Consider the following 16,608-nt stretch of genomic DNA (forward strand, 5'->3'; position numbering starts at 1 on the left):
GACAGAGGTCGTCATGGCGGGTCGGTTACCGCTTCGACGAGGAGGTGTGGCCTGATGCTCAGTTTCCGAAGACTCGGTTTTGCCGGCTACGCCGGCTTGCCGAACGGATTCGGGCGTCGATCCGAGAACAGTGACGCCCAGCGAAAGCGACTTGGCCGGTGGGCAGTCGTGCTCGCGGTCGGCGTGTCCTCGGGCTCGGTGTGGCCGATCTTCTTCGGGGCTCGGCTGCCGGGGATTTCGCTGGCCCCGCTGTTCGCGGCCTTGTTCTTGGTGCTCGGGCTGGCGAATCGCCGCGGCGTTGCGCTGATGGGCGAGAGCGTGCCGACGTCGCGGCCGCCCATCCTCCGCATCGCGCTGACCGTCGTCCTCGGCCTGTTGGTGGCCGGCACCGGCACGCTTTGGACGTTCAGCAGTCAAATCGACACCGTGCAGGCGGCCGGGGAACTCTCGGACGCCAAGGCCGAGGCTCAATCCCTGGCGGAAGAGAAGGCGACGTACCTCGAGATCCTCGCCCGGCCACGGCCGGTCGTCGCCGAGGACCGGGAAGTGGTCCGGCTCGGGCGGGAGCTCGATGCCAAGGCGGAAGAACAGAAAGAGGCGAGGAACCAGGCGCTCTGCGAGCAGGACGGCAGGTGCGGGACGGGCGTCCGCGGCGAAGGACCGGAATACCGCTCGAAACTCGAGCACCAGAAAAAAGTCGAAGGTGAGTACTCCGCTCTCTTCTCGCAACTCGGCCTCGCGAAGGCTGCGGCGGAAAGCCGGCTCCAGGATTTTGACGACGACCAGCGGGACGCGCGGACGCGGATCGACGAGGTCGACCGGCGGTCGAAGGCTCCAGCGCAGGACGCGACACGGGGACCGGATCGGCTGACCGCCTTTTACACGGTCGCCGAGCGCGATTTCCTCCAGGTGGCCGGGACCTTCCTGGCCCTGCTCGCCCTCTTCGGGGTGGTCGACCACTGGCTTCTGTTCGTGGTGGTGCGCAGTGTTTGCCACGCTGATGACGGAGGGCCGCTGATCGACGAGGACCTGATCGCCAAGCGGCGCGCGCGAGCCGAAGACTCCCGCAGCGCGGTGCCGTATCGAGAGTACGCGGCCGGAAAGCCCGATCTCCTGCGCGCCGAAGGCGACGGTGAACTGTGACGAAACCCCATGAGGACGGGAAGCTTCACGAGCTGAGCCTCGTGGACGCCGAGGAGGCCGTGAACAAGCTCGACAGGCGGATTCGCGAGAACCGGAACACCACGAGGAACCAGCGCGTGCGAAGGGCCTGTGAGGACGCGAGCCTGGTGGCGGAGTTCGTCGCCGGCTACCTCGCGGTGGAGGAGGAGAACGACTTCGTCGGCGTGGAGCTGCGGCACAAGGACTACTTCGTGGAAGTGTTCGAGGTGATCCACGAGACGGTCGGGAAGTTCGACGGTTGTCTCTCCGCCATCGAGCAGGCCGCACCCGAGCACGAGCAAGAACTGCTCGACACGCTCGCCGAGCTGGCCACCACGTTGCGGCAGTGGCTCGGGGAGGCCGTCGACGCGTTCGTCACCGTGATCAAGGACTTGACGGCGCAGGGAAAGGTCTTCCCCGGAGACCGGGCGGAAGCGCTTCGACTGGCCGGGGAGATCCGCGGCAAGCTGGAGACGCGGCAGCTCATCCACGAGGCCTCCCGGGCACTGAAGGAGACGTTGCGCGTCCGCGACGAGGTGCAGGTCGCCGCGGGCGCGGTGGGTGCCGGCCATGCCGGCTCCTTCTACGAAGAACACGCCAAACGGGAGTACCGCACCGCGAACTGGCTGAGGGCGGTGGTGGCCTGCCTGCTGACGGCGATGACGGTGGGTGTGCTGATCTTCGTCTCCAGATTGGAACCTCTGACGCTCGGCTCGGAACTCGTGCGGCTGTCGGCGACCATCCCCATCGCCCTGCTCGCGGGCTACCTCGGGCGCGAGGCCTCCGGACACCGCGCCTCCGCGAACTGGGCGAAGGAACTGGCGATCGCCCTGCGCACCTTGCCCGCCTACTCGGAACGTCTCGGCAGCGACGGGACCGAACTGCGTCGCGCACTGGGCATCCGGGTGCTGGCCGCGGAATCCGGCCGGTCGCGGCCTGACGGCAGTGGTCTCTACGACGACTTCGCGCACGCGGTGACCGCTCTGGGCAAGGCCGGGGAAATCGTGCAAAGCGCTCGCGAACTCACCGAAAGGCAGACGAAACCATGAGATCCCGTTCCGTGCCGCGATCCGCGGGCACACCCGCCGCCACACTGACCCTTCGGGCCGGCTGCAGGCCCGTGACCGTGAGGACGAAGCCGCGATGAAGATCTATCAGCCGATGTTGTTCGTCGGGCTCGGCGGGACCGGGTGCAAGGTCGGCGCCGAACTCGAGAAGCGGCTCCGCGAAGAGCTCTGCGGTCCGGACGGTACCCGCCTGCTCGGAGCCATGCACAACCCGAACTTCCTTCCGTATCAACTGCCGTCGTGCCTGCAGTTCGTCTACGCGGACCTCAGCTCGAACGAGCTGCAGCGGGTGCGGCGCGAGGTGGTGCCGGGGCGCGAGCACGACGAGGCGGCGCAGAAGACCATGCACCTGATCACCGATCTGGTGCCCGCTCGGCTGGGGAACTCGGCAGAGGTCGCCCAGAGCCTCCGGATCAACACCGACGAGGAAACCGTCGCCTGGCTGCCGTCGAAGGAGAGCGATCCCCGGATCGGGCCGCTGGTCCGCGGGGCCGGGCAGCTGCCGACCGTCGGGCGGGCAGTGCTCTTCGAGACGATCCGGCTCAACCCGGACACCGCGCTGCTCGGGATCAGCCGGGCGATCACCGCGATCAACGAATCGGCCGGCGACCTGCTGACCGTGAGCGGCAAGCGGACGAACCGGGTCGATCCGGTGATCGTCTTCGTGGTGTTCTCGGTGGCCGGCGGCACCGGCAGCGGGATCTTCTACGACTACCTGCACCTGATCGGCGACCTCATGCAGCGCGGCAACAAGCAGGCTGAGATCTACCCGCTGGTCCTGATGCCCTCGGCGTTCGACGACGGCCAAGGCGGCGGCCGGCCGGCCGACCTCAACGCGGGCTCCTCGCTCGTCGACCTCTTCCGGCTGATCGACGACCAGAACGCGCACGGCTCGGCCGACCAGCTGGACGCGAGCGGCACCCAGGGCGTGGTCTCCGTCCGTTACCCGCGGCTGGAACAGGTGCAGCTGAAGCCGAACACCGTCCAGACGGCCTTCCTGTTCGGCCGCCCGGTCGGAGGGGTGCGTCGCGACGACCTCAACCGGTCGATGGTCTCCCTGATGACGTCGTTGATCGGGGCCGGCCCGGCGGACCAGGGCGATGACGACGAGGACAACGGCAACAGCAACAGCAGCCAAGCTCACCCGTCCTTCGCGGACGGCTTCATCAACAGCAAGGTGGACCGGCACGCCACCGCGGAAACCGGGGTCGGCAGGCGCGGGGTGACCACCAGCGCGGTCGCCGCGCTCACCACGCCGCTGCTGGAGCTGACCGAGGCCGTCAGCTCCCACCTGCTGGCCAACGCCGTGACCGAGCTGCTCGTCCCGCCGGGGGCGGCGGAGACCAACAAGGCGCACATCCGGCAGTTCATCTCCGCATCCGGACTCGACAAGGTGCTTGAAGCGACCCCGAGCAGAATCCCGCCGCAGGGCAGCCCGGTCGGCTACGGGCCGGTGCTCGCGGCGCTCACCGAACGCGCGAACGCGATGAGCACGAACATCGAGCGGGACCAGAACGGGCTGGCGGCACCGGTCGCGACGCTGGCGCAGCACTTCGACCCGGCGGCGGCTGCCGACGTGCTGCTGCGCGACGTCGACCTCTTCCGGTTGCAACGCGTCGTGTTCGGTCACCGGGACCTCACCGAACCGCTGGACCGGAGCGGGTTCCGGTCCCTGCTCGAGGGGTGGCGCTCGCCCCCGGCCACGCCCCCGGGCATGACCGCCGCGGCCCCGCCGCCGGCGCAGAACCTGCCGCGCAAGCTCATGCAGCGGCTGCGGATCACCGACGAGCCGGCCCAGGCCGTGATCCGGCAACAGAACTCCTGGTACGCGTGGCAGACCCGGCGAATCTGGAATGCCGCGTGGAACGACGGCCATCGCATCTGGACCCGGCCGTGGCAGGCGTTCGTCGAGGAGTTCACCGCGGTCCACGAACGGTTCGTCACCTACGCCCGCAACGAACCCCAGTCCTTCGACCACCGGTCGAAGGACCTCTACAAGGCCCGTGTCGGCGTGGCGTACCTGTTGCCGCCGGAGGATCACGGGCTCGACGGCTTCTACGAGACGGTTCTGGCCCGGCTGAAGGAGGAGTACACCCAGCACTTGGGGCCCAACGCGCACGAAGGCGACGTGCTGAACCTCCTGCTGGGCCAGGACGGCTGGGCCGTCGCGTACGGCAAGGGACGCCAAGACCCGGAAGCCGCTGTCGCGTACGTCCGCCAGCGGATCAAGGAAGCGGTGACCGAACAGGTGCGGCCGAGCGACCGGACGCGTCCCGCGCTGGTTCCCCGGATGGAGGACCTGCTCGCCAATGTCGTGCGGCGGCGGGACAGCACCGTCGTCGAGGCCGATCTGAACCGGTTCCGGCAGAAGCTGGCCGAGCTGGTGCCCGGCGGGTTCGCCCCGGACGGCCGCGCCCCGCTCAAGGCGTTGTTCACCTATCCGGCGGCCCAGGAGGACAAGGACATCGAACGGTTCCTGCGCCGCGAGGTCTCGCTGCCGATCGATCTCGTCGGCGAGCCGGAGTTCCGCGCCGTGCAGGCCGACGCGATCGTCGTGGTGCTGAACCGCAGCTCGATGGGGGTCACCGAGGTGCCAGAACTCCGCCGGGTCGTCAAGCTGTGGGCCGAAGCCCAGCGTCGCCCGCAGCCGCAGGACAGCCTCCCGTGGCGACGGCGGCTGAGCCAGGAAGCGGGATATCTGCTCATCGACGAGGACGACCGCTGGCACGTACTGCACCGCATCCTCTGCGCGGCCTGGGAAGGCAAGGTCGTGGTCGAGGGCGACCTGGCCAGCCCGACGTCCATCACGGTGGCGATCGGCAGCCGGGAGTCGGTGTCGATGAAGCTGCGGCTGACGGCGCTCGGGGCGTTGTCGTCGTGGGCCAGCGTGCTCCAGGCCTACGAGAACTGGATCCTCACCGACGACGACCCGACCCGGCGCAGCCTCGCCGCCCGGCTCATGTCGTCGGTTCCCGCCGACGCCGACCTGTCTCCGGCGCCGCCTGCGGCGGAGTTCAGGGTCCTGGTCGACCTCGCCGAATCGGAGCTGCTGAAGGTCAAGCAGGCCGAGCAGAACCGGGTGCTGGGCCGGGACCCGCAGCTGGCTGTCATCGGGCAGTTCTGGTCGCAGTCGCTGCCCAAGGCGTTGCAGCACCATGTCGGGAATACCGCCAAGAGCCTGCTCGACCTGCGTGAACAGGTGGACGTCGCGAACGGGTTGGGTGGGTGAGGACGCGGTATGGAAACTTCGAAGATCGTTCTGCTGGACCTGCGCGAGTCCCCGGGCGACCAGCTCGCCGAGGTCGCGGGCGGAGTGGTGGTGCTCGACGACGCCGGTTCGCTGCTCAAGCACACCGACGTGTACATGTCACTGGCGAGCGACGAGATGGTGACCGGCATCGTCTGCGTGGCGGTCGGTGAATCCACGACGGACGCTCCGTCGGACGGCGCGGTGCTCGCGGTGCCCCAGGTGCTGCAGTACGCCACCGTCTTGTGGGTCGGGGACCCGCGCGGGGTCGCTTGGGCGCCGAAGCAGTCGGCGCCACGCCCGGTGGACGGGGAGCGGGACGCTCTCGACGGCCTGATCGCGGCGTTGCGGGTGCCTGCGGTGTTCGACCGGGTCGTCGCGCTGTCCGGTGATCTGTCCGGCTTCGCGACCTGCCCGGGCGTTCAGCTGGTTTCCGTCGCCGTCGGGGCGGCGGAACTGGCCGAGACCAGGGCCGCGGTCGTGCGGTCGCTCTGCCGGGCGGAGCAGCCTCCCTCACCCGCGCTGGGCACGGCGGTGCGTCAGGTGGACGCGGTGCACGACCCGGAGGGCGCGGTGCTGGCCGGACCGGTCGCGGCCGCCCGGAACGAAGCGCTCAGGCGGCTGGACCGAGTCGATGAGCTGGTCCGGCTGCTGGGGACGTGGCGCGCGGTTTTCGGTGCGTCCCGGCCCACCGCGCGACTGGGGGACGAGATCGCCGGGGCGGGCCAGGCCGCCGAGAAGTCCCGCTTGTATCTCGTCGAGCTGCTGAACCGGATGGACGGGCACCTGGAGGTGGGTCGGCCCAGTGTCGAAAGCGTGGTCGAGCTGGGGGTGCAGCGGCCTCGGGAAGCCAGGGGAGCGGAAATCGCGGCCGAACTGAAGCGCCTCGTCGAGGCCCGGCTCGACGAAGCCACGCCGCCCGCCGTGCTCGCGGAGGAACTGCGGCTCGCGGCCACGGCCGGCGGCCCACAAGGGTGCGCGGCGGCGCTCGACCAGGTGCGCAAGCAAGGCCCCCTCGCGCTGGCCATGCCCCCGTTCCGCACTTGGCCCCTGAGCCTGCTGACGTTGCCGGCGGTGTTCCTCAGCTGCGCGGTGCTCGCGCTGCTGCTCGGCCCGGGAGCGTCCGGTTGGCTCGGGGCCGGGCTGCTTGCGGCGGGCTGGTTCGCAGCGGGGTGGCTCCTGATGAGCCGTCGTCCCGGGCAGACGACCGAACTGGGACTCGGCGACGCGTTCCTCCCGTCGTTGGTCTACGCGGGCGCGGGATTCCTCGGTGTGGCCGCCGGGGCCGTGGCCACGGAGTCCCGGCCGGAGCTGTCTTTTCTTCTTTCCCCGTTGACCGCCCAGGTCCTCAGCCTGGTCGTGGTGCTGGCCGCCGCGGCCGGGGTCGCGCTCAGCTGGCGTTCGGCAGCCCGCCGGTGGGCCGCGGAGCTTCCGGTGACCCAGTTGCGGCACACACTGGTGGAGCTGACCCGGCTGGCCGAAGAGGCCACCACCCGCGAGTGGCAGCCGGTCCGACGTCGCCGGGCCGTCGCGACGGCGGCCTCGGAGATCGCCGCCGGGCTCGAGGAGATCGTCGGGAAACTCGAGGAAGCGGACGAGAGGCTGTTCGTCGCCCCGCCACCCGGGGCCCTGGATCTTTCGTCGCAGCTCGCCCGCCCCGCCCCGCCGGAGCTGTTCGACGTCGTGCGCGGCGACCTGCTCGACCTGTGCCGCACCGCCCTCGCCCCGGCCTGGGCCGCGGCGGAAGGTGCCCGCGTCCCCTCGGCCGGGGTGTTCGTCCAGCGCATGGACCGGTTGCTGGACCAGTACGACGCGCACGTGAGCGGACACGGCCTGATGACTGCCCCGGAGTTCGGTCTCGACCCGGCTCCGCGGACTGCGCTGACCGCGCGGATCTGGTCGGAGTCGCCGGAGTCGCTGGCCGCGCTGCGCAGCGGCGTCGACGGCGAGATGACGCAGTTGTGTCGCGGTGCCCAGCTCCGCTACCTGAGCACCGCGGCAAAACCGGGACTGATCCGGTTCGCCCCCGCCCAGTTGCAGCGCGCTCTCGACGAAGACGGCACGTACCAGCGACTCGTCGCGGACCGCGGGATCACCTGGACCGGTGGCGGCGAGCTGGTCGGCGCGGTCCGGCTGCTGCCGTTGCGGCCGGAATCGGTGCGGCGGGTCCTGGGTGGGGTGTCCTGAGTGGCCGAACGTACCGAATCCGTGCTGTGTCGTGACGTCCACGGCAGGCTGCGCGAGATCCGCCTCAGCGACCAGGGCGCGTTCGTCACGCCCGGTTCGGCTCTCCAGCAGCGCCTGGTGGTGGCGAACGACCAGCGCCTCGTCCGCAAGTCCGTCCCCCGGGCGGCCGGCGCTCGCGATCCCCGCCTCTACGAACTGCTGGACAACGAGGTCCGCGCCGGAACCCGGCTCGGCCAGGTCTACTCCGGCTGGTACCCGGCGGAGTTGGCCCGCTTGGTCGCCTACAACATGGACGCCGAAGAGCCGTTCGTGTTGCTGCGCGCCTACACCGGTCTGCCCGCGGCGGACCACGTCAAGAACTTGGGCGACGCGGAGCGACGGGAGTTCCAGATCGGCTTGCTCCGAGCGGTCCAGTTCGCGGCTGCGGCCGGTGTGGTGCACGGCGCGATCGGCTTGACCACGGTGCGCTGGGCGGACAACCGGTTGCAGCTGGTCGACTTCGAGTCGGCAGAACGGGTGGGCGAGCCCCGGCGGGCCGGAAGTGGCTCCCGGGGCCGCTCCCCCGAACAGGCCGCGGAGCTGGGCGAGGTCGATGCACGGGACGACCTGTGGGCCGCCGGCCTGCTGATCCGCGCGGTGCACCCGGGAACGTCGGCCAACGGCTCGGCAGCGGACCGCAGTCACGACCCGGAGCGGTTGCGGGCCCTGCTCGACGGTGTCTTCGACAACCCGCTGGAGCGGCGGCCCACCCCAGCGGACCTGCTGCTCCAGCTCCGGGCCGAGCACCGGGATCCGCCAGTGGGCGATCCGGAGGCCGGACTGGCCGAGGGACGGCGGCTGTTCGAGCAGATCTGCGTGGGCAAACGTGGCCCGGTCACGTCCCCGCCCGCCCGCGAGACGGACCCGGACGGGCGGGTGAAGCGGAAGCTTCCCTTTCTGGCGACGGTGGCCTTGATCGCCGCCGTGCTGATCATCGGAATGGTGGTACTGGTATGAGCGAATCCGCTGCCCGGCTCGTGCGCTGCCCGATCTGCGCCGATGAATACCCGTGGCCGGACGAACCGACGCTCTCGCTGTTCGACGAGGAGAACGACGAGTACCGGTTGGTGGACGTCTCGTCCCTCTCCACCGAGAAGCAGGCGGACCTGGCGCGCCGGGGCTACCGGGAGTGCCCGAACCCCTCTGGTGACACTGTGCGCCACTACCTGCCCGCGACCTACGTCGACTACCTCGACCCGCTGGTGATCGGGCTGGTCGGGGCGGGAGCGTCGGGGAAGACGCACCTGCTGACGGCGATGATCCGCCAAGCGCACCTCGGCGGGCTCCGGGCACACCGGATCACCGCGGCGGCGCTGGACTTCCGGCGGCACGCCGCCTTCCGCGGCAACTACATCGAGCCGTTCGAGCGAGGTGAGGCATTGCCCGGCACCGAGGCGGGTGTCATCGAGGCGGCGGACATCCTGCTTCTGCGCGGCCCCGGCGGTGAACGGGTGGTGACCTTCTTCGACGTTTCGGGGGAGGACCTGCAAAGCACCGCGGCCCTCAACCGCTCCACCCGGTTCCTGGTCGGGGTCAACGCGGTGATCTTCGTCCACGCGCCGGACGACCCGTTGGAGACGAAGCAGGCCACCGCACCGAGTGAGAACCGTTCCTTCGGTCTGGCTGTCGAGCGGCTGCAGGGGCGGAGGGGCGGGGCGGACCGGCTGCCCGTGACGATCGCGGTGACCAAGTCGGACCGGCTGCGGTACGTCGCGCCCGCCGATCGGTGGTTGCGCCGCGGCGACGAAAAGACGGTCGACGCGGCCCGCATCCGGGCGGAGAGCCGGGACGTGTTCGGCTACCTCCACCAAGCCGGGGCGGGGGCGTCGTTGCACCCGTTCGAAGCGTTCAAACGGTGCACCCTGCACTTCGTTTCGGCCAGCGGCGGTGATGCCGTCCCGGTGGAAGGGCAGGACAAGACCGCGAGGCACTTCGCCCGCGGAGTTCGCCCGGTCCGTGTTCTGGAGCCGCTCGTCTCGATCCTCGCGATGACGGGCGTGATCACCGGCCCCGAAGCCTCGAAGGTGGGTATGCCGTGAGCGATTCCCGTTCCCCCGGACAGGTGCACCAGGCATTTTTCGGCTGGTCCTACGAAGACAAGGCCTTGACGCTGCGTGCGCACTCCTTCCCGCGACAAGGCGACGCGCAGAGATATTACCGAAGACTGGAACCGCACATCCGGCTTCGGCCGGTGGGGGACCGGCCCCTACCCGCGACCGCGTTGTCGTACTTCGTGTTCGACGACGGGACCGCAGCCGTGCTGCGTCGGGTCGTCGACGGGAATTCGGTCGGCCGCAACAACTCGCACGCCTTGATCGGCCCGTCGGCTCTGCTCGGCGTGGAGGTCGCTCTGGCACTCGGCGATTCCCCGGAGTGGCGGTCCCGGGTGTGGCAGGACGAGGTGCCGGCGGGGTACCAGCTGCCCCCGCTGCCGGCTGACGTGTGCACCGTCGACAGCGCCGCCGCCGACCGGTTGGCTGAACCGCTGGTCGGGCTCGAGCGTGACCTGGTCGCCGTGCTCACGCGGTTGCTGGACGACCCGGCCGCGCCGTTGAGCGTCATCGGCTGCCGGGAGCGGGATCGGCTGACGATGGTGTGGGCTCTCCGCTCGGTGGCGGACTCGTACTTGTGCGACCGGCTCGGGGTGCGACGGCAGTGGTCGTTCTCGACCTACGAGATCCGGCACGACGTTTCGATCGCCGGGCTGCCCGAGATCGTCTTCCTGCCGGAGAAGCCGTCGAGTGTCGGGGTCGTGCAGCGGACCACGGTCGATCTCGGCAAGGGAGCCGCGGTCGGCAGCAACAACGAGCTGGCCGCGCAGCTGGTCGAAGCCTGGCTCGCCGGTGATCCCCACGTCGGGGGGCGCCAGAGCGCGCGTGCCGTACCTCGGCCGGGCCGGTCCGGTTCGGTTCCGGCGGATTCCGGACGGTCCGATGCCGAGCGGCGTGGTTCCACGTCGTACGGCGACGACCTGGCGTCACCGGCGCACCGGACCCCGGCGCCCGAGGAACTCCGGCACTCGAGCGGCGGAGTGCGTGAGCGCCGGAAACCGGCGAACCGAACGGTTCCGGCAGCCCAGCATCCGGCCGCGTCCCTGCTCCGGGCCAAAACCTTGACGGAGTTCAGCGCCGAGCTCCTCCGTCTCGAGCGCGGGGGCCACTACCGCGAAGATCTGCGGGAAGCGTTCGACGTCAACGTGGTGGATGCGGTGGCGAACTTCGCCGAGATCACCGCCGGGTACGACATCCTTTCACGCCTGCTGGAAATCCTGTACGGGCCGAAGCTCCAAGACCTCCGCGAGCCGGGTGCGCTGGCGCACGCCACCCGGGTGATCGAGGGCGGCCGGTCCGACCAGCTGGCCATGCTGCTGGGCGGATCTGCCGCGCACAAGGACAGTGAAGCGGTCCGCCGGGCCGCGTTCACCCGCTGGGCGGCGGAGGGCAACCCGGGCAGGCTGACGCTGAACTATCGCGCGGTACAGGCTCGGCGACTGGCACGTCGGAGGCGTTACTTGCCCGCGGCCGTCACCGTGGCGACAGCCGCGTTGCTGGGAGTCGCTTTTCTGCTGGGTTTCCTGGCCGGGCAGCCCGAGGCGGCACAGGCGGCGCCCGCGGTCCCGCAGGCCGCAACACCGACTGAAGCAGCCCCGGCTCGCCCCACCGCCACGGTGCCCACAACCGGCACCGTGATCGCTGCACCGGATACGGAACACCAGGTGTTCGGCTTCGTGAAGGTCGGGCAGGCGTACTACCCGCAGGCCGAGTGTCCGAGCTCGCACAGGGGCGTCTGGGCGTGCGAGTGGCGCACGGCTCCCGATTCGCACCCGGGCGAGCAGGTCGAGCTGATCGCTGTGGTGGTGCCCCGCTCACAGGTGGCTGGGCTGGCGGCCTCGGCTGCGGCCAACGCGACGGTTTCGCGCGGGGAGGGCTGGGGAGCCGACTTGCCCCGCGCTCCCTGACTGTGGCAACCCCGGCACGGGGAACGACCTGGTACACGCGATCCCGAGGTCTGCTGCTTCGGGACGGAGCAGGAGAACAGTGGCGAGATGACAGCGGATGAACAACCTGATCGGCGGGTGGGAACCAGCACCCCGACCTTGGTGTTCTCGATGTCCACGTTTCGGCTGGTTGCCCAGCCGGGTCACGGCTCCCATCCGGAGGATCCACCGGACCGGTCGAGCTGGCGCGACCTCTCGTTTTCCCGGGAAATCACGGAACGCGTGTGCGGCCGGCTGGAACCCGTGCGACCGCCCGGGGTGGCGCTGCACAAGGCGGCGAAGTACCTCCAATGCAGGGCAACCGCCGAAGCGTTGCAGCCTTTCCTGCCGTAGCCGGGCGCAGCCTTCACGCCACCGGAGGGCGAGGAACGTGTGACGAGAATCAGCAAGGTTCACCGATTGGCGGTCGGTTCAGCCGGACTTCGGCGTTGATGACCGGCGGACCTTCTTCGAGGGCGCCGGCGTGACGGCCAGAATGGAGTTGTTGCGCCGGCAGGTCAACCACATCCGCAGCAACTGGCACCGCTACGACGACTACCTCGACGGACTCCGGCAGTTGCTCGGCCGCTCGACCCGGCCAGCGACTTCAGCGCGGTCCGGCTCTACACCTCCGATGTCGGCTACGAGCAGATTTTCAGTCTCGTCAACTTGGCGCTGCGCAGTGATTCGTTCGGGCACCGACCCGATGCGCTGCGCAGCGCCGTGTTCCTCATCGAACTGCTGATCATCGACTTGTTCAACTACTGCGCCGCGAACCCGTTCGCCGACTCCTGCGAGGGGATCGTCTACCGCGGCATGGCGCTACCGGAACGGGACGTCGCATCGATGCTGGCCGTGATGCATCGTCCGGTGCGGGAGCGGTACGTTTCCGTGCCCCTCGGCATGCTTTCGGCCAGCAAGAGCCGAGCGCAGGCGGAACTGCGAGCACGCAAAGTCTCCGAGGAGGATCCCGGGCTTCGGCCGGTGATCTGGCGCATCAAAGTGATCGATCTGGGCACGGATCCCGTCCGATTGTTGCAACCGGGATCACCTGAGCACCGTCGCTTCCGACACGGCGGAGGATCGCAGCATGCGGCAGCTGTTCCGCATCCTGGTCACCGGCCGGAGAGCCTCTTACGCCGCGGGCATCGCCGCGGAGCGCCGGGCATTCGCGGACTTCGATCAGTACGAGTCGCTCAGGATCTCCAGCGAGCGAGAACTGGAGTCCTATTTCGCTGCTCGATGACGTCCGGTCCTATCGTCCCGGCTCACGGCGCACGATCAGTTGTCCGGGATCGACGCGCCGGCGCCGGTTCGGCGCCCCGACCGGACTCTCCGGCAGCGACCGCGGCGGCCTGACCGGTGGGTGGGGCCGGGGGGCAGTGATGCCGGCCCCATCGTGTCCGCGGCTGACCAGCACGACGACGGCTGCAGCTGCGGCGAGCACCACCACAGCCCCGGTCACCTTCCACAGCCCCCGCCACGCCGCCGCAAGCTTGCCGACACGGCTCGGGCGAGGCTGTCCCGCGCAGGGCGTTGCACCCGGACTGCGCTCTCGGGGTTGCGGGAGACCACAAAGGACAGAGCAGAAGCGGAAGCGGACGAACTGCGTCCGGATACCACAAAACCCCAGGCCGAAGAGAATCAGACCTGGGGTGATGGGGTGCGCCATCAGGGACTCGAACCCCGAACCCGCTGGTTAAGAGCCAGCTGCTCTGCCAATTGAGCTAATGGCGCTGGTGTCTGCCGGAGGCTTCCCTCGGCGACGTGGAAAAGATTAGCACCCCTCTCCGGGGCCCTTTCAGGGGGGTACCCCCAACCCGGTTCCGGCATTGCTGCCCCGGCGTCCGGGCTGGTCGGGCACACTGTAGTCGGACATCGACGGCGAAACAGGCGGGTGGGCATGCGGGGTGTGACGGTGCGGCTGCTGGTGGTCGCCGGGGTGGTCGGGTTGTCCTTGGCCGGGTGCAGCAGTAGCCCTTCGGGTGAACCTCCGCGGGAGACCCCCTCTGCCGGCAGCAGCGCTCCCAAGCCTGCTCCGAAACCCGCCGTGCTCAGCCTGGCGCCTGCCAAGGATGCGAAGGACGTCGCGCCCGGGGAACCGGTGAGCGTCACCGTCAAGGACGGGAAGGTCGGGGACGTCAAGCTCACCGGTGCCGATGGCAAGGTCGTCGCCGGCAAGGCGCGCGCCGACGGCTCGGGCTGGGACTCCGCCGAGCCGCTCGGCTACAACAAGACCTACAAGCTGACCGCGGCCGCCACCGGGGCCGATGGCAAGGCGGTCACGGCGGAGTCGACCTTCAGCACCGTCAAGCCCGCCCGGCAGCTCGGCGTCTCGGTGAACCTCGGCGAGGGCGAGACCGTCGGGGTCGGGATGCCGCTGATCTTCACCTTCACCGGCAACGTCGCCGACAAGGCCGCCGCCGAGAAGGCGCTGAAGGTCACCGCGGAGCCGGCCACCGAGGGCGCTTTCCGCTGGTCCGGCGACAAGCAGGTCACCTGGCGGCCGAAGGAGTACTGGAAGAGCGGCACCAAGATCAAGGTCGACGCCGCCGTCTACGGGAAGCCGCTCGGCAACGGCAGCTACGGCCGGGAGGACAAGGGTGCCAGCGCGACCGTCGGTGACAAGCTCGTCGCCGTCGCCGACGGGGGGACGCACCAGATGACCGTCACGATCAATGACAAGGAGGTCAAGACCATGCCGACCTCCATGGGCAAGCCCGGTCACAACACGCCGCAGGGCACCTACACCGTCATGAGCGAGCACACCGGCTACACGATGAACTCCGCCACCTACGGCGTGCCCGAGGACGCGCCCGGCGGCTACAGCACCTTCGTGCAGTACGCCGTGCGCCTGTCCTACAGCGGTATCTTCTACCACTCCGCGCCCTGGTCGGTGCGGCAGCAGGGCCACAGCAACGTCAGCCACGGCTGCTTGAACCTGTCCACCGAGAACACGAAGTGGCTGATGGACACGTCCAAGAAGGGTGACGTCGTCACGGTGCAGAACAGCGGCGGTCCGAAGCTCGAGCCGACCGACGGCTGGAGCGTCTGGCAGCTGTCCTGGGACGAGTGGCGGACGGCGGCGAACTAGCCCGAGTCCCGGACCAGCTCCCGCGCCTCGGCCTCGGTCGACACCGAGGGCCCCGACCCCCACAGCGGCTTGTTCGCCGTCTCGCGGCTGAAGTACACCGCGACGGCGCCGATCGCGCCCGCCGCCATCAGGTACCAGGCCGGCCAGAAGTCGTGGCCGGTGGCGGAGATCAGCGACTGCATCACCAGCGGGGTCGTGCCGCCGAAGAGCGACACCGAGATGTTGAACGCGATGGACAGCGCGCCGTACCGGATCGCCGTCGGGAACAGCGCGGGCAGCGCCGCGGGCATCGACACCTCGAAGCAGAGCAGTAGCAGGCCGAGCCCCATCAGGCCGAGGAACGTGAGCACGAGCCCGCCGTCGTGGACGAGCAGCATCAGCGGCCAGGACAGCACGAGGAACCCGAGGCAGCCCGCCATCATCACGGGCTTGCGGCCGACGTGGTCGGTGATCCGCCCGCCGACCATGATGATGAGCATCATCACGACCATGACGACGATGATCAGCAGCAGGCCGTGGGTGGCGTCGAGGTGCAGCTGCTCCGACAGGTACGTCGGCATGTAGGAAAGCAGCATGTAGTCGGTGACGTTGAAGACGAGAACCAGGCCGACGCAGATGAGCAGCGCGGGCCAGTACTCGGTGAACATCTTCCAGAAGGGTTCCCCGGCCCGCCCCCGCTTCTCGGCCTCCTCGGCGTGCTTCTGGAAGGCGGGAGTCTCCTCCAGCTTTAGCCGCATGTACAGCCCGATGATCCCCAGCGGCCCGGCCACCAGGAACGGAACCCGCCACCCCCAGTCGAGCAGGGTCTCGTGCGGCACCCAAGCCTTCATCCCGGTCACCACGGACGCCCCGAGCACGTACCCGGACAACGTGCCGAACTCCAGCCAGGACCCCATGAACCCTCGCCGCTTGTCGGGGGAGTACTCGGCGATGAACGTGGTGGCGCCCCCGTACTCCCCGCCGGTGGAGAACCCCTGAACCATCCGGGCGACGACGAGCAGGATGGGCGACCAGACCCCGATCGAGCTGTACGACGGGATCAGCCCGATGCACAGGGTCCCGATGGCCATCATGATCATGGTGACGGCAAGGACCTTCTGCCGCCCGATCCGATCCCCGAGCGGCCCGAACACGAGCCCGCCGAGAGGCCGCATCAGGAAGGCGGCGGTGAAGGCCCCGAAGGTCCCGATCAGCCGAACCCCAGGAGAAACGCTGGCGGGGAAGAACACCTCGGCAATGGTGTCGGCGATGTAGGCGTAGACCCCGAAGTCGAACCACTCCATGGCATTGCCCAGAGCGGCGGCCCCCACCGCGCGCTTGAGCAACGACTGGTCGACGACGGTGATGTCCTCGTACCGCAGCTTCTTCTTACGACCCCGGACCTTCGGTGCTGAACGTGCCACCAGAACACCGTGCACCGGCAATCGGCCGCTCGCACGCTGAGCCATCCGGTCGTGAGGGTTGCCACGAATGGTGGAAAGCAAAAAACCCCGGCTCGGACCCAGGCCGCTGACGGCCCGGCCAAACCGGGGTGGTGGGGTGAGCGACGGGTTTCGAACCCGCGACCTCCTGGACCACAACCAGGTGCTCTACCAGCTGAGCTACGCCCACCATCGCCGAGGTGATCGCAAGCGGATCCCCTCGGCGATGGTGGGCGTAGCTCAGCTGGTAGAGCACCTGGTTGTGGTCCAGGAGGTCGCGGGTTCGAAACCCGTCGCTCACCCCACCACCCCGGTTTGGCCGGGCCGTCAGCGGCCTGGGTCCGAGCCGGGGTTTTTTGCTTTCCACCATTCGTGGCAACCCTCACGACCGGATGGCTCAGCGTGCGAGCGGCCGA

Annotated in this window: 11 protein-coding genes and 3 tRNA genes; 11 read left to right on the forward strand and 3 right to left on the reverse strand. The window is 69.4% G+C overall.

All coding sequences use genetic code 11. The annotated features are described in order from the left end of the window. Positions 1-54 precede the first annotated feature (54 nt). The 9 genes from CCN39_RS18365 (at position 55) to CCN39_RS50185 (ending at position 12,923) form a co-directional block, all read left to right on the forward strand. Entirely contained in the window at positions 55-1,143 is a 1,089-nt protein-coding gene (locus tag CCN39_RS18365; protein ID WP_086843577.1) for a DUF4407 domain-containing protein, read from the forward strand. Positions 1,144-1,259: 116 nt separating this feature from the next. Continuing rightward, positions 1,260-2,210, forward strand: a complete 951-nt coding sequence (locus tag CCN39_RS18370; RefSeq protein ID WP_143264071.1) for a hypothetical protein — start codon at positions 1,260-1,262, stop codon at positions 2,208-2,210. 94 nt (positions 2,211-2,304) lie between these two features. Next, positions 2,305-5,457: a tubulin-like doman-containing protein gene (locus CCN39_RS18375; protein WP_086843581.1), complete on the forward strand. Its 3,153-nt coding sequence runs from the start codon at positions 2,305-2,307 to the stop codon at positions 5,455-5,457. Positions 5,458-5,466: 9 nt separating this feature from the next. After that, entirely contained in the window at positions 5,467-7,662 is a 2,196-nt protein-coding gene (locus CCN39_RS18380) for a hypothetical protein (protein WP_086843583.1), read from the forward strand. Continuing rightward, positions 7,663-8,658: a hypothetical protein gene (locus tag CCN39_RS18385; protein WP_086843585.1), complete on the forward strand. Its 996-nt coding sequence runs from the start codon at positions 7,663-7,665 to the stop codon at positions 8,656-8,658. Beyond that, on the forward strand, positions 8,655-9,740 hold the full coding sequence (locus CCN39_RS18390; RefSeq protein ID WP_086843587.1) for a TRAFAC clade GTPase domain-containing protein: 1,086 nt from the start codon (positions 8,655-8,657) through the stop codon (positions 9,738-9,740). Before CCN39_RS18385 ends, CCN39_RS18390 begins: the two co-directional genes overlap by 4 nt. Next, complete coding sequence (locus tag CCN39_RS18395; protein WP_143264072.1) at positions 9,737-11,659, forward strand: hypothetical protein; 1,923 nt, start codon at positions 9,737-9,739, stop codon at positions 11,657-11,659. The genes CCN39_RS18390 and CCN39_RS18395 overlap by 4 nt, the downstream gene beginning before the upstream one ends. Before the next feature lie 87 nt (positions 11,660-11,746). Next, positions 11,747-12,031 (forward strand): hypothetical protein, encoded by a 285-nt coding sequence (locus CCN39_RS49440; RefSeq protein ID WP_143264073.1) that lies wholly within the window; start codon positions 11,747-11,749, stop codon positions 12,029-12,031. Between the two features lie 736 nt (positions 12,032-12,767). Further along, positions 12,768-12,923: a hypothetical protein gene (locus tag CCN39_RS50185; protein WP_158104524.1), complete on the forward strand. Its 156-nt coding sequence runs from the start codon at positions 12,768-12,770 to the stop codon at positions 12,921-12,923. Positions 12,924-13,341: 418 nt separating this feature from the next. Here CCN39_RS50185 and CCN39_RS18400 read toward each other — a convergent pair. Beyond that, positions 13,342-13,414 (reverse strand) — tRNA-Lys (locus CCN39_RS18400). A gap of 166 nt (positions 13,415-13,580) precedes the next feature. Here CCN39_RS18400 and CCN39_RS18405 point away from each other — a divergent pair. After that, positions 13,581-14,771, forward strand: coding sequence for an Ig-like domain-containing protein (locus CCN39_RS18405; protein WP_208630264.1), 1,191 nt, complete (start codon positions 13,581-13,583; stop codon positions 14,769-14,771). Here the strand turns inward: CCN39_RS18405 and proP are convergent. After that, entirely contained in the window at positions 14,768-16,195 is a 1,428-nt protein-coding gene (gene proP / locus CCN39_RS18410; protein WP_086843593.1) for a glycine betaine/L-proline transporter ProP, read from the reverse strand. The two genes, CCN39_RS18405 and proP, sit on opposite strands and share 4 nt — an antisense overlap. 111 nt (positions 16,196-16,306) lie before the next feature. Further along, positions 16,307-16,382, reverse strand: a tRNA-His gene (locus CCN39_RS18415). Positions 16,383-16,421: 39 nt separating this feature from the next. Between CCN39_RS18415 and CCN39_RS18420 the strand changes: the two genes are divergently transcribed. Continuing rightward, positions 16,422-16,497: transfer RNA gene (locus CCN39_RS18420), tRNA-His, on the forward strand. Positions 16,498-16,608: the final 111 nt, after the last annotated feature.

It is taken from the genome of Amycolatopsis kentuckyensis, assembly GCF_002155975.1.
GTDB classification, from domain to species: domain Bacteria; phylum Actinomycetota; class Actinomycetes; order Mycobacteriales; family Pseudonocardiaceae; genus Amycolatopsis; species Amycolatopsis kentuckyensis.

Bases quoted from the DNA above. Each gene is read 5' to 3' on its own strand.
- CCN39_RS50185 (WP_158104524.1), top strand. From the start codon at position 12,768: ATGCGGCAGCTGTTCCGCATCCTGGTCACCGGCCGGAGAGCCTCTTAC.
- CCN39_RS18405 (WP_208630264.1), top strand. From the start codon at position 13,581: ATGCGGGGTGTGACGGTGCGGCTGCTGGTGGTCGCCGGGGTGGTCGGG.
- CCN39_RS18365 (WP_086843577.1), top strand. From the start codon at position 55: ATGCTCAGTTTCCGAAGACTCGGTTTTGCCGGCTACGCCGGCTTGCCG.
- CCN39_RS18390 (WP_086843587.1), top strand. From the start codon at position 8,655: ATGAGCGAATCCGCTGCCCGGCTCGTGCGCTGCCCGATCTGCGCCGAT.
- CCN39_RS49440 (WP_143264073.1), top strand. From the start codon at position 11,747: ATGACAGCGGATGAACAACCTGATCGGCGGGTGGGAACCAGCACCCCG.
- CCN39_RS18375 (WP_086843581.1), top strand. From the start codon at position 2,305: ATGAAGATCTATCAGCCGATGTTGTTCGTCGGGCTCGGCGGGACCGGG.
- CCN39_RS18380 (WP_086843583.1), top strand. From the start codon at position 5,467: ATGGAAACTTCGAAGATCGTTCTGCTGGACCTGCGCGAGTCCCCGGGC.